This is a genomic window from Streptomyces sp. NPDC051286 (genome assembly GCF_044455345.1).
Classification (GTDB): Bacteria; Actinomycetota; Actinomycetes; order Streptomycetales; family Streptomycetaceae; genus Streptomyces.
Window position 1 is genome coordinate 99374 of the sequence record NZ_JBITER010000014.1, and the last position, 20726, is coordinate 120099.

Annotated in this window: 20 protein-coding genes and 1 pseudogene; 3 read left to right on the forward strand and 18 right to left on the reverse strand. The window is 70.1% G+C overall.

Annotated elements, in window-relative coordinates; translation table 11 throughout:
• The first annotated feature begins 377 nt into the window (after nucleotides 1-377).
• Both ACIBB8_RS16735 and ACIBB8_RS16740 read left to right on the forward strand, forming a co-directional pair.
• Nucleotides 378-2768, forward strand: a complete 2391-nt coding sequence (locus ACIBB8_RS16735) for an ATP-binding cassette domain-containing protein (protein WP_398952821.1) — start codon at nucleotides 378-380, stop codon at nucleotides 2766-2768.
• Between the two features lie 93 nt (nucleotides 2769-2861).
• Nucleotides 2862-3053 (forward strand): annotated as a pseudogene (locus ACIBB8_RS16740) (VOC family protein); the annotation flags it as partial.
• Between the two features lie 355 nt (nucleotides 3054-3408).
• Here ACIBB8_RS16740 and ACIBB8_RS16745 read toward each other — a convergent pair.
• The 4 genes from ACIBB8_RS16745 to ACIBB8_RS16760 all read right to left on the reverse strand — a co-directional run bounded on the left by ACIBB8_RS16745 (nucleotide 3409) and on the right by ACIBB8_RS16760 (nucleotide 6862).
• Nucleotides 3409-4554: a cytochrome P450 gene (locus tag ACIBB8_RS16745; RefSeq protein WP_398952691.1), complete on the reverse strand. Its 1146-nt coding sequence runs from the start codon at nucleotides 4552-4554 to the stop codon at nucleotides 3409-3411.
• Between the two features lie 78 nt (nucleotides 4555-4632).
• A complete protein-coding gene (locus ACIBB8_RS16750; RefSeq protein ID WP_398952693.1) occupies nucleotides 4633-6027 on the reverse strand; it encodes an NAD(P)/FAD-dependent oxidoreductase in 1395 nt (464 codons plus the stop codon).
• Nucleotides 6017-6241 carry a ferredoxin gene (locus tag ACIBB8_RS16755; RefSeq protein WP_398952695.1) on the reverse strand — a complete coding sequence of 75 codons (225 nt, stop codon included), beginning with the start codon at nucleotides 6239-6241 and terminating at the stop codon, nucleotides 6017-6019. The genes ACIBB8_RS16750 and ACIBB8_RS16755 overlap by 11 nt, the downstream gene beginning before the upstream one ends.
• A 414-nt stretch (nucleotides 6242-6655) precedes the next feature.
• Complete coding sequence (locus ACIBB8_RS16760; protein ID WP_398952697.1) at nucleotides 6656-6862, reverse strand: DUF5988 family protein; 207 nt, start codon at nucleotides 6860-6862, stop codon at nucleotides 6656-6658.
• Between the two features lie 257 nt (nucleotides 6863-7119).
• Here ACIBB8_RS16760 and ACIBB8_RS16765 point away from each other — a divergent pair, with 257 nt between their 5' ends.
• Nucleotides 7120-7935, forward strand: a complete 816-nt coding sequence (locus ACIBB8_RS16765) for a DUF427 domain-containing protein (RefSeq protein ID WP_398952699.1) — start codon at nucleotides 7120-7122, stop codon at nucleotides 7933-7935.
• 158 nt (nucleotides 7936-8093) lie between these two features.
• On the opposite strand, the gene ACIBB8_RS16770 is transcribed toward ACIBB8_RS16765, so the two are convergent.
• The 14 genes from ACIBB8_RS16770 to ACIBB8_RS16835 all read right to left on the reverse strand — a co-directional run bounded on the left by ACIBB8_RS16770 (nucleotide 8094) and on the right by ACIBB8_RS16835 (nucleotide 20696).
• The gene (locus tag ACIBB8_RS16770; protein ID WP_398952701.1) at nucleotides 8094-8288 is read right to left on the reverse strand and encodes an antitoxin; all 195 of its coding nucleotides are present in this window, start codon (nucleotides 8286-8288) and stop codon (nucleotides 8094-8096) included.
• A gap of 91 nt (nucleotides 8289-8379) precedes the next feature.
• Nucleotides 8380-9477 (reverse strand): hydrogenase expression/formation protein HypE, encoded by a 1098-nt coding sequence (hypE, locus tag ACIBB8_RS16775; protein WP_398952823.1) that lies wholly within the window; start codon nucleotides 9475-9477, stop codon nucleotides 8380-8382.
• Nucleotides 9478-9490: 13 nt separating this feature from the next.
• Nucleotides 9491-10615 (reverse strand): hydrogenase formation protein HypD, encoded by a 1125-nt coding sequence (hypD, locus tag ACIBB8_RS16780; RefSeq protein WP_398952703.1) that lies wholly within the window; start codon nucleotides 10613-10615, stop codon nucleotides 9491-9493.
• Nucleotides 10612-10932 (reverse strand): HypC/HybG/HupF family hydrogenase formation chaperone, encoded by a 321-nt coding sequence (locus ACIBB8_RS16785; protein ID WP_398952705.1) that lies wholly within the window; start codon nucleotides 10930-10932, stop codon nucleotides 10612-10614. Before ACIBB8_RS16785 ends, hypD begins: the two co-directional genes overlap by 4 nt.
• 49 nt (nucleotides 10933-10981) lie before the next feature.
• Complete coding sequence (hypF, locus tag ACIBB8_RS16790) at nucleotides 10982-13387, reverse strand: carbamoyltransferase HypF (RefSeq protein WP_398952707.1); 2406 nt, start codon at nucleotides 13385-13387, stop codon at nucleotides 10982-10984.
• Nucleotides 13384-14286: a hydrogenase nickel incorporation protein HypB gene (gene hypB / locus ACIBB8_RS16795; protein ID WP_398952709.1), complete on the reverse strand. Its 903-nt coding sequence runs from the start codon at nucleotides 14284-14286 to the stop codon at nucleotides 13384-13386. The genes hypF and hypB overlap by 4 nt, the downstream gene beginning before the upstream one ends.
• A gap of 3 nt (nucleotides 14287-14289) precedes the next feature.
• Nucleotides 14290-14682 carry a hydrogenase maturation nickel metallochaperone HypA gene (gene hypA, locus ACIBB8_RS16800; RefSeq protein ID WP_366134330.1) on the reverse strand — a complete coding sequence of 131 codons (393 nt, stop codon included), beginning with the start codon at nucleotides 14680-14682 and terminating at the stop codon, nucleotides 14290-14292.
• A 129-nt stretch (nucleotides 14683-14811) separates the two neighbouring features.
• A complete protein-coding gene (locus ACIBB8_RS16805; protein WP_398952711.1) occupies nucleotides 14812-14916 on the reverse strand; it encodes a DUF6893 family small protein in 105 nt (34 codons plus the stop codon).
• Nucleotides 14917-14935: 19 nt separating this feature from the next.
• On the reverse strand, nucleotides 14936-15484 hold the full coding sequence (locus tag ACIBB8_RS16810; RefSeq protein WP_398952713.1) for a hydrogenase maturation protease: 549 nt from the start codon (nucleotides 15482-15484) through the stop codon (nucleotides 14936-14938).
• The gene (locus ACIBB8_RS16815) at nucleotides 15481-16929 is read right to left on the reverse strand and encodes a hypothetical protein (protein ID WP_398952715.1); all 1449 of its coding nucleotides are present in this window, start codon (nucleotides 16927-16929) and stop codon (nucleotides 15481-15483) included. Before ACIBB8_RS16815 ends, ACIBB8_RS16810 begins: the two co-directional genes overlap by 4 nt.
• Nucleotides 16926-17636 (reverse strand): DUF6084 family protein, encoded by a 711-nt coding sequence (locus ACIBB8_RS16820; protein ID WP_398952717.1) that lies wholly within the window; start codon nucleotides 17634-17636, stop codon nucleotides 16926-16928. The genes ACIBB8_RS16815 and ACIBB8_RS16820 overlap by 4 nt, the downstream gene beginning before the upstream one ends.
• Nucleotides 17633-18304: a DUF5947 family protein gene (locus ACIBB8_RS16825; RefSeq protein WP_398952719.1), complete on the reverse strand. Its 672-nt coding sequence runs from the start codon at nucleotides 18302-18304 to the stop codon at nucleotides 17633-17635. Before ACIBB8_RS16825 ends, ACIBB8_RS16820 begins: the two co-directional genes overlap by 4 nt.
• Nucleotides 18301-18915 carry a hypothetical protein gene (locus ACIBB8_RS16830; protein ID WP_398952721.1) on the reverse strand — a complete coding sequence of 205 codons (615 nt, stop codon included), beginning with the start codon at nucleotides 18913-18915 and terminating at the stop codon, nucleotides 18301-18303. Before ACIBB8_RS16830 ends, ACIBB8_RS16825 begins: the two co-directional genes overlap by 4 nt.
• Nucleotides 18912-20696, reverse strand: coding sequence for a nickel-dependent hydrogenase large subunit (locus ACIBB8_RS16835; protein WP_398952723.1), 1785 nt, complete (start codon nucleotides 20694-20696; stop codon nucleotides 18912-18914). The genes ACIBB8_RS16830 and ACIBB8_RS16835 overlap by 4 nt, the downstream gene beginning before the upstream one ends.
• Nucleotides 20697-20726 lie beyond the last annotated feature (30 nt).

Consider the following 20726-nt stretch of genomic DNA (forward strand, 5'->3'; position numbering starts at 1 on the left):
TGCGGACGCCCTCCGCCTTGCGATGCACCGCATCCGACGCCGCGCGCTGTTCCGCCAGGGATGACGGGACAACCCTTGGGCGCGAAGGGAACGAGATGCCCGAACGCAGGGTGATGTGCGACGGCCGCTGGTTGGTCCGGCTCCTCGGCCGGACGCGCCGCGTGGCCGAGGCCCAGAGGCGCCACGGGCCGAAGCGGCGTGGATGCCGTGGTTCTTGCGCCAAGAGTGACCCCGGCCGACGCCGCTGATCTGGTAGACAGCGGACGGTTGCCCAACCGCGCCGACGAAGGAGAACCAGGAGTGCTCCTCGAAGCTGGTCAGATCGAGCCAGGCGACGGCGACCGCGAAGGCGGCCCCATACAACAGATGGAGACACGATAAGCATGGCCAAGAGGACGGACACGCGGTCGACCGCACTGCACGGTGCGGACAGCCACGATCTGATCCGCGTGCACGGCGCGCGCGAGAACAACCTCAAGGACGTCAGCATCGAGATCCCGAAGCGCCGGTTGACGGTGTTCACCGGCGTCTCCGGCTCGGGCAAGAGCTCTCTGGTGTTCGACACGATCGCCGCGGAGTCACAGCGGCTGATCAACGAGACATACAGCGCCTTCGTGCAGGGCTTCATGCCGACGCTGGCGCGGCCCGAGGTCGACGTACTCGAAGGGCTGACGACCGCGATCGTCGTCGACCAGCAGCGGATGGGTGCCGACCCCCGCTCCACGGTCGGCACCGTCACCGACGCCAACGCGATGCTGCGCATCCTCTTCAGCCGACTCGGCAAACCGCACATCGGCCCACCCAGCGCTTACGCCTTCAACGTCCCCTCGGTCCGGGCGAGCGGTGCGATCACCGTCGAGCGCGGCGCCAAGAAGGCGGTGAAAGCGACCTTCACCCGCACCGGCGGCATGTGTACGCGCTGCGAAGGCCGGGGCACGGTCTCCGACATCGACCTCACCCAGCTCTACGACGACTCCAAGTCGATCGCCGAGGGCGCGTTCACCATCCCCGGCTGGAAGTCGGACAGCTTCTGGACCGTGCGGGTCTACGCCGAGTCGGGCCTCCTCGACCCGGACAAGCCGATCTGCAAGTACACCAAGAAGGAGATGCAGGACTTCCTCTACCGGGAGCCGACCAAGGTGAAGGTCGAGGGTGTGAACCTCACCTACGAGGGGCTGATCCCCAAGATCCAGAAGTCGTTCCTGTCCAAGGACAAGGAGGCTCTGCAGCCGCACATCCGAGCGTTCGTGGAGCGCGCGGTCACGTTCACCACCTGTCCCGAGTGCGACGGCACCCGGCTCAGCGAGGGGGCCCGGTCGTCGAAGATCAAGCGGATCAGCATCGCCGATGCCTGCGCGATGCAGATCAGCGACCTGGCCGAATGGGTCAGCGCCCTCGATGAGCCGTCGGTGGCGCCGCTGCTCGCCGCTCTGCGCCACACTTTCGACTCGTTCGTGGAGATCGGCCTCGGCTATCTCTCGCTCGACCGACCGTCGGGCACGCTGTCAGGGGGCGAGGCGCAGCGCGTCAAGATGATCCGCCACCTCGGCTCCTCGCTGACCGACGTCACCTACGTCTTCGACGAGCCCACCATCGGCCTGCACCCCCATGACATCCAGCGGATGAACAACCTGCTGCTGCGACTGCGGGACAAGGGCAACACGGTGCTCGTGGTGGAGCACAAGCCGGAGACGATCGCGATCGCCGACCACGTTGTCGACCTCGGCCCCGGCGCCGGTACTGGGGGCGGCAGCGTCTGCTTCGAGGGCACCGTCGAGGGGCTGCGGGCCGGCGGCACCATCACCGGCCGCCATCTCGACGACCGGGCCGCCCTCAAGGACACCGTGCGGACGCCCACCGGCACACTGGAGATCCGCGGCGCGACAGCGCACAACCTGCAGGGCGTCGACGTCGACATCCCGCTCGGGGTGCTCGCCGTCGTCACCGGCGTCGCCGGCTCCGGAAAGAGTTCACTCGTGCACGGGTCGATCCCCGCAGGCGCGGGTGTGGTGTCGATCGACCAGAGCGCGATCCGCGGTTCGCGACGGAGCAACCCGGCGACGTACACCGGACTGCTCGACCCGATCCGCAAGGCGTTCGCGAAGGCCAACGGCGTGAAGCCGGCGCTGTTCAGCGCCAACTCCGAGGGCGCCTGCCCCAACTGCAACGGCGCCGGCGTCATCTACACCGACCTGGCGATGATGGCCGGCGTCGCCACCACCTGCGAGGAGTGCGAGGGGAAGCGGTACCAGGCATCGGTGCTGGACTACCACCTCGGCGGCCGCGACATCAGCGAGGTGCTGGCGATGTCGGTGACCGAGGCCGAGGAGTTCTTCGGCGCCGGCGAGGCGCACACGCCGGCCGCGCACCGCATCCTCGTCCGGCTCGCCGACGTCGGGCTCGGCTACCTCAGCCTCGGCCAGCCGCTCACTACGCTGTCCGGCGGCGAGCGGCAGCGCCTCAAGCTGGCCACCCACATGGCCGAGAAGGGCGGCGTCTACGTCCTCGACGAGCCGACCTCCGGCCTGCACCTCGCCGACGTCGAGCACCTGCTGGGCCTGCTCGACCGGCTCGTCGACTCCGGCAAGTCGGTCATCGTCGTCGAGCACCACCAGGCGGTCATGGCGCACGCCGACTGGATCATCGACCTCGGCCCCGGTGCCGGTCACGACGGCGGCCGGATCGTCTTCGAGGGCACACCCGCCGACCTCGTCGCCGACCGCTCCACCCTCACCGGCGAGCACCTCGCGGCCTACGTCGGCACCTGACCGAGGCCCTCACGGACACTGTGCGACGAGTTCTCTCATCTGTTTGAACTCGCCCCACTTGGTGCCCGATAGCGATCGTTTCCGGTCAGTCGGGCAGCACTGCCGGCGAAGGTCCTGCTGCGCGCTGTCATCTTCAGGACCGACGACTGCGACGCCACCCTCGGGCGCATCCGCGCCGGGGGTGGCGAGGTGCTGCAGGAGCCGATCGACCAGCCGTACAGCGTCCGCGACTGCGCCTTCCGCGACCCCTCCGGCAACGCGCTGCGCTTCAGCCAGCCTCGGAGGAGCGTCCGGATACTGGATGCATTCGGGCGTTCCGACAACGCGGCGAGGCACTGTAGCTGTCGTCGCATGCCAGGATGGACGGGACATCCCTCAGGTCCTGTCCTCCCGTCCGCGCCGCGGACCAGGCAGATGGACTCTGCCGGAACGCTCTGGTGAACCGGAAAGGTGACGTTCGTCCGGAATCCCAGAACCTTGAGGCAGAGGAACGGAAAAAACGATGCCAGGCCACGCGAAGAGATATGGCTCTGCCAAGTAGCCCCAGGTTTCATGGCTGCCGGCATAGGCGGCTCGAGCAAATCCCCAATAGGCCCCTCTCCTACCGGTCCGCCACCGATGCTCCGCTCCGGAGAAAAACTCACCCTCTCGATCTGCGGGCCAGCGTCGTCAGGGCGAGCTGCGCCTCCAGCCGGGCGAGCGGCGCGCCGAAGCAACTGTGGATGCCGCTGCCGAAACCGAGATGCTGGATGTCCTTGCGGTCCGGGTCGAACCGATCGGGATCCTCGAAGCGCTCCGGGTCTCGGTTGCCGGCGGCCAGGACGAGCCAGATCGACGAGCCCTTCGGGATGGTGACCCCGCGGACCTCGATGTCCGCGATGCACGTACGGTGCGGCACCAACTGCACCGGAGGCTCGTAACGCAGCAGTTCCTCGACAATGTTGGCGGCGAGGCGCGGGTCGTCCCGGAGCCGCTGGAGGACCTCCGGATTGCGCAGCAGGGTGAGCATCCCGTTGGTGATCAGGTTGACCGTCGTCTCATGGCCGGCGATCAGCAGCAGGACCGCGGTGCTGAGCACCTCCATCGTGGTCATCGGACCGTCCGGTCCATGGCTGGTCACCAGCTCGGAGAGCATGTCGCCACCGGGTGTCCTGCGGCGCTCCTCGACCAGCCCGGCCAGATACATGCCCAGCTGCATCCTGGCCTCCTCGGTGACGCGGTTCCGCTCGGTGGGGTCATCGCCCGGAGCCGGATCCAGGCCGGCGGCGATGGTGTCCGCCCACGAGTGGAAGCGCGCCTCGTCCTCCCGCGGCACCCCGAGCAGCCGGCAGATCACGGTCACGGGAAAGGGGTACGAGAACTGGTCGACCACATCGATCCGGTCCGCGTCCCCAAAGCCGGCGATGAGGTCCGAGACGATCCCGGCAAGCTCGTCATGCATGGCGTGGATGCGTCGAGGACTGTGCGGGGGGCCGAACGGACGGTTGGTCATCCGACGCAGCCGGTCGTGCTCCGGCGGGTCGAGCCGCAGGAAGCTGGGCGGCAGAGTCGTCTCCCCCGCTTGCTCGGACAACTCGTCGCCGCCATGGTCGGTGAGATTGGAGGCGTCGGAGCTGATCCGCGGGTCATGGAGCAGGCTCTGGATGTCCCAGTACGTGCTGATGGCGTACGGGCCGCCGTCCTCTTCGTGCAGCACCGGGGTCTTGCGCAGTTCCGTGTACAGCGGATAGGGGTTGGCACGGTTGGCGTAGTCGGTGATCTGGCGCAGGAGCGGCGCTTGCGTCATAGCAGGTCCTTGGGAGCGTGGGAGCAGAAGAGGCCGTTTCGGCCTCGCGCAGTGGGCTGTCGGGCGCCCCGCCGGTGGTCAGGAGTGGGCGGGTTTGAAGACCAGCCGGCGGTCGGCCGGCGAGTAGCCGCTGAGGGTGACGGTCGGCCCGTGGGTGGGCAGCGACGGGTCCGGGAAGTCGGCCGGGACGGGCCGCCTGCCCTCGGGACGGCGGTCCACGGTCCGGAACGCCGGTGGGAACGGCGCGGCCGTCTCGATCAGCCCCTGGTAGAACTGCAGCCACCGTGCGTTGTCGAAGGTGACCGCACCGATGACGCGGCCCTGATAGCCGTACACCCCGCTGAAGCGACGCTCGGCGAGCGCCCCCTGCGTAATGAGGATCTCCTCGCCCATGGACGGGACGCCGACCGACTTGATGTTCACCCCGAACTGGGACGACCAGAAGGCCGGCACCCACATGTGCGGGCGGCGATCCGTGCCGGCGCTGATCATGTTGTGCGCCGCCACCTCGGCCTGGGTGACGGCGTTGCCCCAGTGTTCGAGGGAGAGGAACTGGTAGCCGAAGAGTGGATGCGGGGACCGGGCCACATCACCGGCGACGAAAATGTCGTCGGTCACGATGCCCCGGAAGTCGAAGGCCCGGCATCCCGCGTCGCAGGCGATCCCGCGGGGTCCCGCTCCGAGCCCGGATCCGGCCAGCCATTCGGTGTTGCGGGTCGCTCCGAGCGAGACGACGACCACGTCCGTCTCGACGGTGCTGCCGTCGGACAGATGAGCGGCGCGCACCCGCCCCGCCGAGTCGCCCTCGAGGCTGGTGACCATGACGCCGGTGCGCAGGTCCACCCCGTTCTCGCGGTGCAGCTCCGCGGCCACCGCACCGACCACCCCGCCGAGCGCGCCCACCAGGGGGGCGTCGGCCCGCTCCGCCACCGTGACCGGGAGACCACGCGCGCGGCAGGCGGACGCGATCTCCGAGCCGGTGAAGCCGGCCCCGATCACGAACACCCGCCGGGGCGAGTCCATCAGCCGCCGCTGCAGCCCGGCCGCATCGTCACGCGTCCGCAGGACGAAGACGCCGTCCAGCTCGGCCTCTGCCTCGTGCGGCCACGGCCGGGCCCGTACACCGGTCGCGATGAGGAGCCGGTCGTACTCCACCTCGTCGCCGTCGGCCAGCAGCACCCGCTTGGCCGCCATGTCCAGCCCGGTCGCCGCGACACCGAGCCGCCACTTCGCCTCCACCGATCGGCGCCGGGGCAGCTCGGTGTGCTCGGGCGACGCGTTGCCCAGCAGGGCCGACTTGGAGAGCGGCGGCCGGTCGTACGGCTCGTACGGCTCGTCACCGATCATCGTGAGCGAACCCTCGAAGCCCTCGTCGCGGAGCGTCTCGGCCGCCCGGAGGCCCGCCAGCGAGGCGCCCACGATCACGATCCGGCCCTCGTGCCTGAGCTTCTCCAGGAAGTCGTCAGCAGCCATGGGACGCCTCCTCGCCCGGCGCGTCCGGTGCGTCGACCAGAATGGCCTGGACGGGGCACGCCGCGACGGCGCGCGCCACGCTCTCGCGCTGTTCCTCGCCGGCCCGTGGGTTGTAGGTGAGCGCCTCGTCGCCGTGCATGGCGAAGACGTCCGGCGCGAGAAACACGCACTGCGCGTATCCCTGGCATTTGTTGAGATCGACGACAAGCCTCATCAACGATCCGCCCCTTCCGGCGGCCCGGTCCGGCATCGCCCGCGCGTGCTCTGCGGGGGCGCCTGGACGGCGGTCATCTCCCCCACGCCAGCATCGGAGGACCGGTGGGGTCAGCGCTCGCCCGGACGAGCCGAAGGAGTGAGCACCCGCGGGCCCGTGAGGCTGGTACCGCGGTCGGGACGCGGTCGCCGCATCGGGCCCGGTGGTGCGGCTGGCCGCGAGAACGCTGGCGCTGACGATCCGGGACCAGGCCCGGGAAGACCAGCTCCGCCGCGATGTCGGCCGCTACGAAGAGCGGCGCCAGGGCGACGACGAGGAGGCCCAGCAGGGAGCCGGCCGGGACATGCGTACGCGTCGGTCGGGCGGACAGTGCGTATGTATCCGGCGCGCGGGAAGCCCGTACCGGCGTGGCGCCTACCCCGGGATTTCCGTGCGTTCCCACCATTCGTAGACGGGCAACTGTCCCTCGGCGGTATCCTGGTGACGCGTGGTCGCCTTGAAGTGCTCGTACCCGCCGCGGAACGGGATCTTGAGGTCCGGCACGGGTGTGGTGAGGGGAACGATCCGCTCAGGAAGGTCGTCGGGGCCGCCCTCAAGCACTGCCTTCGTCGCATTGGTCATGTCGAAAGTCTCCCCGGACAGGGGTCCGGCTTCTCCGTGACGCGCCGAAGTACTCGCGCCTCGTCCCCTGCCGGTATCTCTGCAGGCGCCCGCATGCGGACGTACGTACGCTGAGACAGCCAAGTCCCGTACCTGCTGGGCTGCGGTTGCAAGGGAACGCCCACTGGCCCCGGCCGGCTCACGCGCCCGGTGACCGGTGGACCGCCGCAGAGCCCCCGACGGGCACCTCGATCAGCCCCCTCGTGCAGGAGGACTTCGTGACCACCCCACCCGCCCCTCCCGTCGAGCGCCATCACCCGGTACCGGACGCCGCCCTCACCTGGGAGCCGAGCGAGCGCCGAGTACGCGGGAAGAAGGGCACGACCGTCGTCGTCGACAGCCGCCGGCCGGTCCTCGTGTGGGAACCCGGCCACGCTGTACCGCTCTATGCCTTCCCCCGGGACGACGTCCGCACCGATCTGCTCCGCCCCGCGGCCGACCCCGACGTGGGTGCGCACTCCGGCTCCACGGTCTTCTACGACCTCGTCGTGGACGGCGTCGCGGAGCCCAACGCCGCATGGACCTTTCCGGGCGCCGAGCTCGCCGGACACATCGCCTTCGAGTGGTTCGGACGCGTCGGCGTGGGCCCCGATCACTGGTACGAGGAGGACGAAGAGATCTTTGTCCATCCCCGCGACCCGTACGCGCGTGTGGACGCGCTCCGCAGCTCTCGGCACGTGCAGATCGAGATCGACGGAACGCTCGTCGCGGACACCCGCAGCCCGGTGCTTCTCTTCGAGACGCGCCTGCCTGTCCGCTACTACATCCCCCGCGAGGACGTCCGCCTCGACCTGTTCACCCCGACCGACCTGCGTACGGGATGCCCGTACAAGGGGACGGCCCAGTACTGGTCACTGACCGACCCGGACAGCGAGACACCGGCACATGTGGCGTGGAGCTACCCGGATCCCGTCCCGGCCGCGGGTGCGGTCAAGGACCTCATCGCGTTCTACAACGAAGCCGTCGACATCATCGTGGACGGCGAGCGGTTGGAACGCCCGACCACCGGCTTCACTCGGCGTCCGGGCGCGTGACGCCGCATCGGGCTCGTGCGAGCCCGCTGCGGCATCGTCGCCCTGGAGCCGGCGCCCGCTTACGACTCGTACGCGTCCTCAACGGCAGCGGGCACGGGAATCAAAGGACCGTGTGATCGTCGGGCGTCTGCGCGATCCGCAGGAGCACGGCGGCGTGGTCAGGGCTGCGGCGGCCGGTCCTCGCCCCGCTCGGAACCGAGCTCGTCCTTGAGCTTGTCCTGGGCCGTGTCGACCTGGCCGGTGTACTTTCCCTGCGTCTTGGCGTCGATGGCGTCGCCCGCCTTGTCGATGCCCTTTTCCGCCTTGTCCTCATGGCCCTTCAGCATGTGCTTGATCTTGTCCATCATGGACATGGGTCCTCCTCAGCGAGTCACCCCCACCTCTCCAGGGTCGCCACACAGCGCCGCTCCCGCATCCGCGCGAGCGGTCCGCCAGACCGCCGGATCAGCAGATCCGGGGCAGCTGCTCCCCGATCGGCAGGTCGACCACGCGCGTCCCGCCGAGCCCGGTGCGAGCCACGACCATGCCGGGATGCGCCTCCACGGCCTCGCCGATCACGGTCGCCTCCGCTCCCAGCGGATGCGCCCGCATCGCCTCCAGAACGGCTTCGGCGTGCTCACGGGGGACGAACGCAACGAGTTTGCCCTCGTTGGCCACGTACATCGGGTCCAGGCCCAGGACGGCGCAGGCGTTGGCCACGGCCGGCGGGACCGGAACGCTACGTTCCTGAATGACGACACCGGTGCCTGAGGCCACCGCGATCTCATTGAGCGCCGCGGCCAGTCCGCCACGTGTGGGATCGCGCAGGACATGGAGGTCGGGGGTGACCGCAAGCATGGTCTCCACCAGCCCGCCCAGCGCCGCGCAGTCGCTCTCGATCTCCACCCCGAACTCGAGGCCCTCGCGCACACTCATGATCGCCACGCCGTGCACGCCGATCGCACCGCTCGCAATCACGACGTCGCCCGGGACCACTCGCTGGGGACGCAGGTCGACGCCGGCCGGGACGAGGCCGATCCCGGCGGTGTTGATGAAGATGCCGTCGCCGTGACCGGCGTCCACGACCTTGGTGTCGCCGGTCGCCACCTCGACGCCCGCCGTGCGCGCCGCTGCCCCCAGCGCGTCGGCCACGCGTGCGACGACCGAGAGCTCGACACCCTCCTCTAGAATGAAGCCGCAGGAGAGGTAGGCGGCTCTGGCACCGCTCATGGCCAGATCGTTGACCGTGCCGTTGACCGCGAGGTCGCCGATGCTGCCGCCGGGGAAGAACAACGGCCGCACGACGTACGAGTCCGTGGAGAAGGCCAGCCGGGCGCCACCCAGCGACACCACGGCGGAGTCGGCCAGTTGCGCGAGCACGTCGCCCCCGTAGGCGGGCGCGAAGATGTGCTGGACCAGTTCGGCCGAGAGTGCGCCGCCGCCGCCGTGGCCCATCACCACCCGCGGCTGGTCACGCAGCGGTGCGGGGCAGGTCCACGCCGTGAGGTCGAGTACGGGCGCCTCGCCGGGGACGCTCGCGGTCGCGGTGACGGCGGTGTTCAGTGCTTCGGTGGTCTCAGGCAACGGGGCTCGTCTCCCTGGGTGCGGTCCTGATGTCCAGGCGCCGGTAGAGGTAGTACGCGGCGCAGGCGCCCTCGCTGGAGACCATGGTGGCCCCGAGCGGGTTGCGCGGGGTGCAGGTGGTGCCGAACGCCTCACACTCGTGGGGCTTCAGCAGTCCTTGCAGGACCTCACCGCTGCGGCATTCGGCGGGCTCCTCGGTGTCGATGCCGGTGACGGAGAAGCGGTACTCGGCGTCGTAGTCCCGGTAGCGGGTGGAGAGCCGCCAGCCGCTGTCGGGGATGGTGCCGATGCCGCGCCAGGCGCGGTCGGTGACTTCGAAGACGTCGTCCAGCATGGTGAGCGCCGCGGGGTTCCCGTCCGGGTGCACAGCGCGCGGGTACGCGTTTTCCACGGTGTGCTGACCGCGCTCCAGCTGCAGGACGGTCCGCCGTACGCCTTCGAGGATGTCCAGCGGCTCGAAACCGGTGACCACAATGGGGACCTGGAACCGTTCGGCCAGCTCCGGGTACTCCCGCATGCCCATCACGCTGCACACATGGCCGGCGGCAAGGAACCCCTGCACCCGGCAGCTCGGCGACTGCATGATCGCCTCGATGGCCGGGGGGACCCGCACATGGGACACCAGCAGGCTGAAGTTCGGGATGCCGAGCCTGCGCGCCTGATACACCGTCATGGCATTGGGCGGTGCGGTGGTCTCGAATCCGATCCCGAAGAAGACCACCTCGCGGTCGGGGTTCTGCTGGGCGACCTTCAGGGCGTCGAGCGGCGAGTACACGACCCGCACGTCGCCGCCCTCGCTGCGCACCCGGAACAGGTCACGGCCGGTTCCGGGGACCCGGAGCATGTCCCCGAAGGAGCAGAAGATCACCTCGGGGCGGGAGGCGATCTCCAGCGCCTTGTCAATGACCTCCAGCGGTGTGACGCAGACGGGGCAGCCCGGACCATGGATCAGTTCGACCTGGTCCGGCAGGAGTTGGTCGATGCCGTGCCGGATGATGGTGTGCGTCTGTCCGCCGCAGACCTCCATCAGCGCCCACGGACGGGTCACGATGGAGTGGATGTCGTCCAGCAGTCGGCGCGCCAGGTCCGGGTTCTGGAACTCTTCGATGTACTTCACCGCTGAACCTCCTGCGGCGCCTGGGCACCACCGGCCGGGGACGTTCCTCCGGCCTCTGCCGCCATTTCCCACGGATCTCCGAACTCCTCCTGGAGCAGACCGAGTTCGGCGAAGAGGTCGAGCGTCTTCCGCGCCGAATCCTCGTCGAGTCGCTGCAGGGCGAACCCCACATGGACGATGGCGTATTCACCGACCTGAAGGTCCGGCAGATATTCCAGACACACTTCCTTGACCACGCCACCGAAGTCGACGGTGGCCATCCGGGTACCGTCGCGTTCCTCGATGTCCATCACTCTGCCGGGTACCGCCAGGCACATGGCTGCTCCTTGCTGTGGGGGGCGTTGCCCGGCTCCGCCGGGCAGGACGTCAGTCGGCGGCGCTCGTGTGCGCCGCTCCGGTACGGGCGGCCACCATGAGCTGGCCGAGCGCCAGTCCGCCGTCGTTCGGGGGGACCTTCCGGTGGCGCAGGACAGTGAAGTCGTTCTCGGTCAGCGTCCTGGCGCACAGGGAGGAGAGAAGGGTGTTGGCGAACACACCGCCGGTCAGAGCGACTTCGTGCAGGCCGTGCTGTTCGCGGGCCGAGGTGCACGCCTGAAGCACGAGGTCCGCGACGGCCGCGTGGAAGCGCGCGGCGACAAGCGTCGGCGCCGTGCCGGCGCGCACGTCGTCGACGACGGCTGCCAGTACTGGCGACGGGTCCATGATCAACCGCTGCCCGTCGGCCGTGCCCGCCGGGCGCAGCGCGAAGCCGTAACCGGGTCCGAGGTCCGCGGTTGCGCCGACCGCGGCGGCCTCCAGCTCGACGGCGGCCTGGGCTTCGTACCCGGCCCGGTGACAGACGCCGGCCAGCGAGGAGACGGCGTCGAACAGCCGGCCCATGCTGGAGGTGGGTACGCAGTTGAAGTTTCGCTCCAACTGCCTTAGCACCACGTGTCGTTCGTCAGGCGGGCAGGCTGCCGCGCAGGGCAGATCCTCCGCCGCGCCGATACCTGCCGCGTAAAGATGAGCGAGCGCCATCCGGTAGGGCCGGTGCACGGCGGCGTCGCCGCCGGGCAGCGGAACGTACGCGAGGTGCGCGAAGCGGTGGTACGTCTCGTAGTCGGCCAGCATGATCTCGCCGCCCCACACCGCACCGTCGTCCCCGTAACCGGTGCCGTCGAACGCGACGCCGATCACTCGGCGGCTGCCGTCCCTTCCGTGCTCGGCCATCGCGGCCGCGATATGCGCGTGGTGGTGCTGTACGCGGACGACCGGCCGGCCGTCGGCCCGGCGCAGGGCCCACTGGCCGGTGCGATAGCGGGGATGCCGGTCGGTGGCCAGGATGCCGGGGCGCACTCCGGTGATGGTCTCCACGTGCTGTTCGGCGCGTTCGAAGGCGTGCTGGGTGGCGAGGTCGTCCATGTCGCCGACATGGGCGGACAGCCAGGCCCGGTGTTCCTCGGCGAGGCAGAAGGTGTTCTTCAGGTCGCCGCCCGTGGCGAGGGTCGCCGGTACCGGATGCGGCAGGGCGAGCGGCAGCGGGGCGTAGCCGCGTGAGCGCCGTACGATCAGCCGCTCCCCGTCGCAGACGCGCACGACGGAGTCGTCGCACGGCACATGGATCGGGCGGTCGTGCGTGATCCAGGCGTCGGCGAGGTGGGCCAGTCGCTCCAGCGCCTCGTCGTCATTCGTGACGATCGGTTCACCGGCCACGTTGCCGCTGGTCATGACCAGCAGGCGCGGTCCCGGCGGGTCACCGGGCAGGCCCAGCAGGAGGTGGTGCAGCGGGGTGTACGGGAGCATGACCCCGAGGTCGGGGCTGCCCGGGGCGACTGCGTCGGACGGCCACGGGGTGTCCGGGCCCGGGCGGGCGTCGGTGCGGCGTCGCAGCAGGACGACGGGCCGGACAGCGCCGACAAGCAGGGCCCGCTCCTCGCCGCCCAGCTGCACGAGGTGCGCGATGTCGTCGATGCCGCGGGCCATCATGGCGAACGGCTTGTCGCCGCGGGCCTTGCGGCGGCGCAGCAGGGACACCGCGGCGGAGTTCTCGGCATCGCACGCGAGGTGGTAGCCGCCGAGTCCTTTGATCGCGAGGACAGCGCCGTCGGACAGCAGCCGCCGGCCCTCCGCGACCGGGTCGCGCCCGGTTGCGGGCTGTGCGGGCAGTGCGCGGTCCGGCTGCCCGACGAGCAGTCGCAGCCGGGGGCCGCAGTCGGGGCAGGCGACCGGCTGTGCGTGGAAGCGCCGGTCGGCGGGGTCGGCGTACTCGCGGGCGCAGTCGGCGCACATCGGGAAGCGGGCCATGGTCGTGTGTGCGCGGTCGTACGGCACTCCGGTGACGATGGTGAAGCGGGGCCCACAGTGCGTACAGGTGATGAAGGGGTGGCGGTGGCGCCGGTCGGCCGGATCAGCCAGTTCGGTGAGGCAGTCGGCGCAGGTGGCCACATCCGGGGAGACCAGGGTGCGGGCCGGTCCGCCGGTCCTGGAGTCCTCGATGCTGAAGCGGGATCCGCCGGCGGCGGGGACTTCGCTGTGGTCGACGGAGTCCACCAGGGCGAGCGGTGGGGCGTCCGCCGCGATCCGGTCGCAGAACAGGGCCACAGCGGCGGGGGCGCCCTCGACCTCGGCGACGACGCCTTCGGTGGTGTTGGTGACGTGTCCGGCCAGCCCGAGCCCGGTGGCGCGGGCGTACAGGTAGGGCCGGAAGCCCACACCCTGCACAACGCCGCGGACCACGACCCGCCTCCGTTGCACGGCTCCCGGGACGGCGGTCCCGGGCTGCGGGGTCGTCACGGGCGGTGCTGTGCCGCGGAGGCGGGTGCTGTCGTCACGACGAGCGGCTCGTCGGGGTGCGCGTGGACGTGCGGGCCGGTGTGCGGGTGATCGTGGGTTCCGAGGTCCGGATGCGTGTGCGTATGCACGCCGGTATGCGTGTGGGTGTGGGTGTGCTGGCCTCCGTGCGTGCGGTGGTCCTGGTGGGGGTGCGTGTGCTGGTGGGACGGGTGCTGCCGGGCCATCACCGGTGTGTGGACCGGGGCGCCTTCCCCGGCGGCCAGGGCCCGGTCGAGCAGCGTGCCCACCCCCTCACCGCGGCGGGCGGCGGTGAGCAGCACGTCCACACCGGGGTTGACCTGCTGGACATGGGCACGGAATGCGGCCTCGTCGAATCCGACGGCCTGCGCGATGTCGGTCTTGGTGACCACGACGAGCTGGGCAAGTCCGAACGCGGTGGGGTACTTCAGCGGCTTGTCCTCGCCCTCGGTCACGGAGGCGAGGACGACCCTGAGCGTCTCCCCGAGGTCGTACGAAGCGGGACAGACCAGGTTGCCGACGTTTTCGACGAAGAGGATCCGGGTCCCGTCGGGCAGCCAGTCGTCGATGTGGCGGCCCAGCATCCCGGCCTCCAGATGGCAGAGTCCGTCGGTCAGCACCTGCTTGACCGGGGCTCCGGACCGGGCCAGGCGGACCGCGTCGTTCTCGGTGGCGAGGTCGGCTGTGAGCGCGGCGACGGGCACTCCCCTCTCCCGGGCCCGGCCGAGTTCGCGTTCCAGCAGTTCGGTCTTGCCGCTGCCGGGACTGGACAGCAGGTTGACGACGGTGGTGCCGCGCGCCGTGAGCGCGGCTCGCAGGCTGTGCGCCGTCGCGTCGTTCTTGGCGAGTACCGCCTGCTGCAGGTCGACTTCACGGCACATCGTTCAGCGCTCCTGGGAGATCGGTTCGCGGGTGTGTTCGTGTTCGGGTCCGTCCTGCCAGTGCACGCTGACGATCTGCAACTCGCGCCCCGACAGGAGTTCGGCGGTCGGCTCGCCGCAGGCCGGACAGCACAGCCGGGGTGGCATGCCGACCGCCCACTCGTCCGCGCAGGGCTCGCACCGCGCGCGGGCCGCCACGGGTTCGACGACGAGTTCGGCGCCTTCCAGAACGGTCCCGGCGCAGGCGAGTCCGAAACAGAAGGACAGGGCGTCGGGAACGACTCCGGCCAGTTCGCCGACCTGAAGCCGGACGGACCCGACCGAGGCGGCTCCGCCTGCCCGAGCCGCCTCCTCCACCTGGTCGACGACGGCCATGGCGATCGACATCTCATGCATTGCGTCTCCGTCCTGCCGTGCGTCATTACAGCGGCGGGTGACGGGGGCCGGCGGACCGGCTCGCCGGTACCCGTACGGCACATACACCATTCGGTGCAGCCAGGGGCCCGGACCGGGTGGCGGGCGCCGTCACATGCAGCGCATCCGCAGATAGCGCCTGACGTCGGGCAGGACCTGCGCGGCGACGGCGACGAGAGCGGCGGCGGTCAGGCCGCAGATGAGGGTCTTCTTCATGGGGGTGGGTTCCTTCTGCTCAGTTCATGGCGGGACCGGCCGCCGTCCGCTGGGCGGCGGCCTTGTGGTCTTCTTCCTGTACGAGGTCCAGGACCATCCGTACGGCCTGTGGCACTGCTGTGGCCACGGGGGCGCTCAGTCCGATCCCTTCGTCGACGTTGTCGGGTTCGCAGCCGATCACGAGCGTGCGCCTCGGCGGTACGGCTCCGGTGCCCGCGCACAGGGTGCCGAGCAGTGCCAGGACGGCGTCGGGGGACATCCGGTGGCCGTCGAGCAGTGCGTTCTGCGGCTCGACGGCGCCGGGTTCGTCGACCTCGATCAGGTACAGGGTTCCGGGGGCGCCGCCGCGCTCGGTGGCGTCGATCAGGACGAGCGTGTCGTATCCGTCGAGGAGCTGGTAGGCGAGATGGACGCCCCGTACGCCGATGTCGACCACCTCGAGGTGGTCCGGGAGACGGTGCGAGGACAGTGCGCGCACCGCCTCGACGCCGAAGCCGTCGTCGCCGAGGAAGATGTTCCCGATCCCGGCGACCAGGGTTCTCGGGCGTTCTTGGACGGGGGCGTTCACGCATCCTCCAGGGGGGCGATCTCGTCCGGCTGGAAGTACAGGAAGCGCCCCTGCTCACGGCGGATGTCTGCACCTGGGTCGCCTTCGACGGTGACCGCGAGGTGCACTCCGCCGTCGACGTCGTGGAGCACTGCTTCGACCTGTGCGCTGCGGCCCTTGAGGAACAGGTCCTGGGCATCGGTGCGCCGCAGTCCCGGTCGCAGAAGGACGCGGCTGCCCACACCCACGGACCGGCCGTCCACCAGGATCCGGTCCCGGGCCGGGTCGGCCGTGTCGTCGCTCGCGGGGTCCCACCACGGGGTGTCGGGGCGGAGCACGCCGCGGGCGTCGATGAGGTCGGCGCCGTCCGGGAGGGGGTCCCGGGCGGCGGGCGGGGACGGGTCGGGTCCGGTGATCTCGCGCAGGGACCGCACCGCGCCGTGCAGCCGCTCCAGGACCTCGGGGGGCATCGATTCGGCCAGGTCGACGACCGCGGCCGCCCGGGCGTCGGTGCCACGGGCCTCGCGCTTCTCCTGGTCGGTCAGGGCCGCCGTCCGCAGGGCGAGGATCTCGTCGATCTCGGTGGCGTCGTACAGCGCTCCGGGGCTCTCGGGGGCGATGGCCGGATGGTCCTCCAGGATGATCGGGGACGACAGCATCAGGTCCGCGCGCCCGGGTTCCCCGGCGAGCACCGGCCAGGTGTGCAGGTTGCGGCAGTCCGCGACCGCGCCCTTCGCCCACTCGGGCGGGTCCGTCATCGACAGGAACGAGCCCGCGCTGATCCCCATCAGGAGGTGGGCGGCGACCAGCGACCGTGGGAGCGCGGCGTCCCGGTCGGCCGCGGCGGAGTCGGGCGTCCAGGTGCTGGTGTTCTCGACCACGGCGGTGAGCCGCACGACCCGGTAGGGTCCGTCGAGTTCGCGGGCGGACAGCCGCACCATGCCGCTGATCTCCTCGCAGCGACGGACCAGGCGTCCCACTGTCCGCCCGTCCGCGTCAAGGACGGGTTCGGTCTCCTCGCGGGCGGGCCTGGTGAAGGGGACGGTGACACCGTCCCCGGCCAGTTCGGCGACGTCCACGACCACTTCGACGCGTTCCTCGTCGCCCTCGTCCCAGGGGACCAGCACCCGGTCGGCGAGGTCGAGTTCAGCCACGTCCTCGAACGTGCCGTCGTCGCGGGCCTGTTGCACCGTGCGCCGCTGGGCGTGCAGAAACCGTGCTTCGACGGCGAGCGTCGTGCCGGGCTTCGGCTCCATCAGGCACTCGGTGTGCTGGAAGTCGTGCTCTTCGCGGTCGGCGCCCCAGCTGGGCGGCACGAGCACCCCGAACTGCCAGCGGAGCCGGTTCTTGGCCGCGGAGGCCCGGTACGGGTAGAGCACATAGCCCTCGAAGAGGACGGCGTCGGCCACCTGCCGTGCGGTGGCGAACCGGGACTCAAGTGCGGGCGTGAGGAGGGATGAGGTCACGGCGCCGTCCTCTCGGTGACGCGGGGCAGTACGGCCCGGTGCAGCGGGCGCCCTGGGGACCCCGCAGGCGGAGTACCCGTGTCTCCGGCCAGGTCGATCAGGGCCTGGACGGTCGCCTCCCAGGACGGCAGGGCCTGCCGCGAGCGGAAGGCGAGCAGCGCGTTCATGGTGTCGCGCGGCAGCCGGATCCAGCCACAGCCCGGGAAGTGCTGCTCGATCATGTCCTTCCACACCGACACCGGCATCCGGAAGGGCGCCTCGCGGTCCCAGGGAATCGGCTCGACGTGGAAGCCGCCGTCCCCGGTGAAGGCGGTGCCGGAGAAGAGCAGGAGGAGCGGCACCTCGCCGTCCTGGAGCGCGTCGAAGTACCGGGTCGCGGCGATGTCCAGGTCGTAGGTGCAGGGCACGACGAGGTCCACCTCGGTCTCCGTGGTGAAGGACGGAACCGTGAGGGAGACCTGGGCGAACTGCAGCGGCTGCAGCGTGTTTCCCCAGCGTGAGCGGTCGCCGAAGAGGTCGTGCAGTCCGTCCGCCTCGCCCTGCTCGTAGCCTCGCCGGGCCGGTTCGATACGGATCTGGCAGCGCAGCGCGAGGGCGTGCACCCGGGTTTCCGCGGACGCGGCGATGCGCAGCCGGAAGACCAGCGTGGGGCCCGCCGCGTACGCGTCGGCGTGGACTCCGGTGCAGGTGAAGGCGAATTCCGTCACCGCGGCTGCCCCTTCTCCCAGGTTCGGGCGCGTCCCTCGACGTGCGCGAAGAACGCCTGGAGATCGGCTCTCGCCTCGGCGCCGCCGTCGAAGCCCTGCCACAGCAGGCGCATGCGCCCCACCAGCTCGTAACAGATGTCGATCGGCACGAGGTAACACTCGGCCTGGCCCCCGGTGCGACGCATCAGCAGTGCCTCGACGTCGGGTTCGAGGAGGGCGGCGAGGCGACTGGCGCCGAGCACGGTCTGCCAGGTCTCCGGGTCGAGTTCGCTCTCGGTCGCTCCGGCCGGGCTCGGATAGAGCGCGACCAGCCGGTCCAGCGCCGCGTTGCGGAAGAAGAACGCGACGCCGACCGGGATCTGCAGCAGCTCCCACGCACCGTCGTCGAGACGGTGCTCCGCATCGGACAGATAGCGGTCCGGGACCGTTCTGAAGCGTCCGTGGGCTGCGCCCGGCCGCTCGAACAGCAGGGCACACGGGGTGCATGCACAGGCCAGCGCACGCTTCTCGGTGTCCACGAGATGCCGATGACCGCCCTCGGTCACGGGCACGCCGCACAGCTCGCACCGTTCCTGCCGGGGCTCCGGCGGCGCGGCGAATCTGCGCAGGCCTCGGGCGCGGGCAACGGGCGCCGAGCGACGCGCGGCCCTGGTCGGGGGGGCGTTCACGGTGCCGTCGCGGCAACGGTCGTGCCGGCTCCGGCAGTTCCGGCCGGCGGGCGCGTGGCGATCTGGAGCAGGGGTGGCTCCCGGTCGACGGTCACCGGCTCCATCACCACCTGCTCCACTTCCGGTACGAAGCAGGCCAGCGCGTCCTCGACGCTGCGCTGCGTCGCCGCGCCTGTGCTCGGGCAGCCGCAGCCACCGCCGTCACCGGCCCCGGCCGAGGAGCGCAGCCGCAGGATGCCGGTCTCCTCGTCGAAGCCCACGACCTCGACGGGATCGCGTACGGAGTCCAGGGCGCGCGCGATACGCGTGCCGATGTCCTCCGGGTGCAGATCGTGCAGGGCCAGCAGGCTCGACACAAGTTCGTCGTCGAGCAGCGCGGCGAGCGGTCCGTCGCCGGTTCCGCGGTCCGCGGGGGTGCCGAGGCGGCCGACGATCCGGGCCAGGCCGGCGCCGTAGAAGTCCATCAGGACCCGCACCAACTCCTCTGCTGCGGCGCACACTTCCTGGTCGCCGGTGGTGCTCAGACGGTCGAGCAGGTCCTCGACCCGCTGCCCGGCCTCCACGGCGTCGAGGGCCCTCGGCGGTGCGACGAACGTCGCTGCGGCGCTCATCCGGCCAGTCCGCTCAGCCCGGTGGGCACATGCATCTGCTTGACGGTCTTGCCGCCGCCCACGTACATGTGGACGCCGCACGGCAGGCAGGGGTCGAAGCTGCGGATGGTCCGCATGATGTCGATGCCCTTGAAGTTCTCCGGGGTGTTCTCCTCGAAGATCGGTGTGTTCTGCACCGCGTCCTCGTAGGGGCCGGGGGTACCGAACGAGTCCCGCGTGCTGGCGTTCCACGGGGTGGGCGGGTAGGGGTGATAATTGGCGATCTTGCCGTCCCTGATCACCATGTGGTGGGAGAGCACGCCGCGTACGGCCTCCGTGAAGCCGACGCCGATGCTCTCGTCCGGCACCTCGAACTTCTCCCAGGTCTGGGTGCGTCCGGCGCGGACCTCCTCGAGCCCCTTCTCGGCACAGTGCAGCGCGATCGCGGCGGCGTACGCCTGGAAGTAGGTGCGGGCGCGGTTGCGTTCCAGCGCGTTGCTCCACTTCGGGATCTTCCACTCGAAGGTGGTCTCGGGCTTGGTCATCGTGCGCGGCAGGTTGATGACGACGCTGTGGCCCGTCGCCTTCACATAGCCGACGTCGACGAGCCCGGACAGCGCGGTGGACCAGAGGCGGGCGATGGGGCCGCCACCGGTGTCCAGTGGCAGGTGGTCCTTGCCGTCGAACCAGCGGGGCGACATCACCCAGCTGTACTTGTCGTCGAAGTTCCGCTTCTGCGGGGCGGGGATCGTGTGCTGGTTCCACGGGTGGCGGGGGTCCACCGGGTTGCCCAGCGGGTCGTGGGTGACGAACTGTTCCTTGCCCTCCCAGTCGTCGTAGTACGAACTGCCGAGCAGGATCCGGATGCCGAGGTTGATCTCGGTGAGGTCGTTGGTGACCAGTTTGCCGTCCACGATCACGCCGGGGGTGACGAACATCTTCCGTCCCCAGTCGGTCATGTTCGCGTACGTGAAGTCGCAGTGTTCGGGGTCGTTGAGCGCTCCCCAGCAACCGAGCAGCACCCGCCGGCGGCCGACCTCCTCGTACCCGGGCAGCGCCTCGTAGAAGAAGTCGAACAGGTCGTCGTGCAGGGGAACGACCCGCTTCATGAACTCCACGTACCGCATGAGGCGGCTGAGGTAGTCCGTGAAGAGCTGGACGGACGCGACCGTTCCGACGCCGCCCGGGTAGAGCGTGGAGGGGTGCACATGGCGCCCTTCCATCAGGCAGAACATCTCCCGCGTGTAGCGGCTCACTTGAAGAGCCTCGCGGTAGAACTCTCCCTCGATGGGGTTGAGGGAGCGCATGATGTCGGCGATTGTGCGGTAGCCGTGCTCCCCGGCGTGCGGCGCCTCGGTACGCTCGGCGAGCTCCAGGACTCCGGGGTTGGTCTCGCGGACCATCTTCTCGCAGTAGTCGACCCCGACCAGGTTCTCCTGGAAGATGTTGTGGTCGAACATGTACTCCGCCGACTCGCCCAGGTTGATGATCCACTCACCGAGGTTCGGCGGCTTCACCCCGTAGGCCATGTTCTGTGTGTACACGGAACATGTGGCGTGGTTGTCGCCGCAGATCCCGCAGATGCGGCTGGTGATGAAGTGGGCGTCCCGGGGGTCCTTGCCCCGCATGAAGACGCTGTAGCCACGGAAGACCGACGAGGTGCTGTAGCACTCCGCGACCCGCTTCTGCTTGAAGTCGATCTTCGTGTGGATGCCGAGACTGCCTACGATCCGGGTGATCGGATCCCAGGCCATCTCGACGAGGCCACTGCCGTCGCCGGCCGTCTTCGTCGTGGGTGCCATTGTGTGTGCCATGACCCTTCTGGGGAGTGG

Coding starts and splice junctions, on each gene's coding strand:
- ACIBB8_RS16745 (WP_398952691.1), bottom strand. CDS start 4,554: ATGACGCAAGCGCCGCTCCTGCGCCAGATCACCGACTACGCCAACCGT.
- ACIBB8_RS16750 (WP_398952693.1), bottom strand. CDS start 6,027: ATGGCTGCTGACGACTTCCTGGAGAAGCTCAGGCACGAGGGCCGGATC.
- ACIBB8_RS16755 (WP_398952695.1), bottom strand. CDS start 6,241: ATGAGGCTTGTCGTCGATCTCAACAAATGCCAGGGATACGCGCAGTGC.
- ACIBB8_RS16760 (WP_398952697.1), bottom strand. CDS start 6,862: ATGACCAATGCGACGAAGGCAGTGCTTGAGGGCGGCCCCGACGACCTT.
- ACIBB8_RS16770 (WP_398952701.1), bottom strand. CDS start 8,288: ATGTCCATGATGGACAAGATCAAGCACATGCTGAAGGGCCATGAGGAC.
- ACIBB8_RS16785 (WP_398952705.1), bottom strand. CDS start 10,932: ATGTGCCTGGCGGTACCCGGCAGAGTGATGGACATCGAGGAACGCGAC.
- hypB (WP_398952709.1), bottom strand. CDS start 14,286: ATGTGCCGTGAAGTCGACCTGCAGCAGGCGGTACTCGCCAAGAACGAC.
- hypA (WP_366134330.1), bottom strand. CDS start 14,682: ATGCATGAGATGTCGATCGCCATGGCCGTCGTCGACCAGGTGGAGGAG.
- ACIBB8_RS16805 (WP_398952711.1), bottom strand. CDS start 14,916: ATGAAGAAGACCCTCATCTGCGGCCTGACCGCCGCCGCTCTCGTCGCC.
- ACIBB8_RS16830 (WP_398952721.1), bottom strand. CDS start 18,915: ATGAGCGCCGCAGCGACGTTCGTCGCACCGCCGAGGGCCCTCGACGCC.
- ACIBB8_RS16835 (WP_398952723.1), bottom strand. CDS start 20,696: ATGGCACCCACGACGAAGACGGCCGGCGACGGCAGTGGCCTCGTCGAG.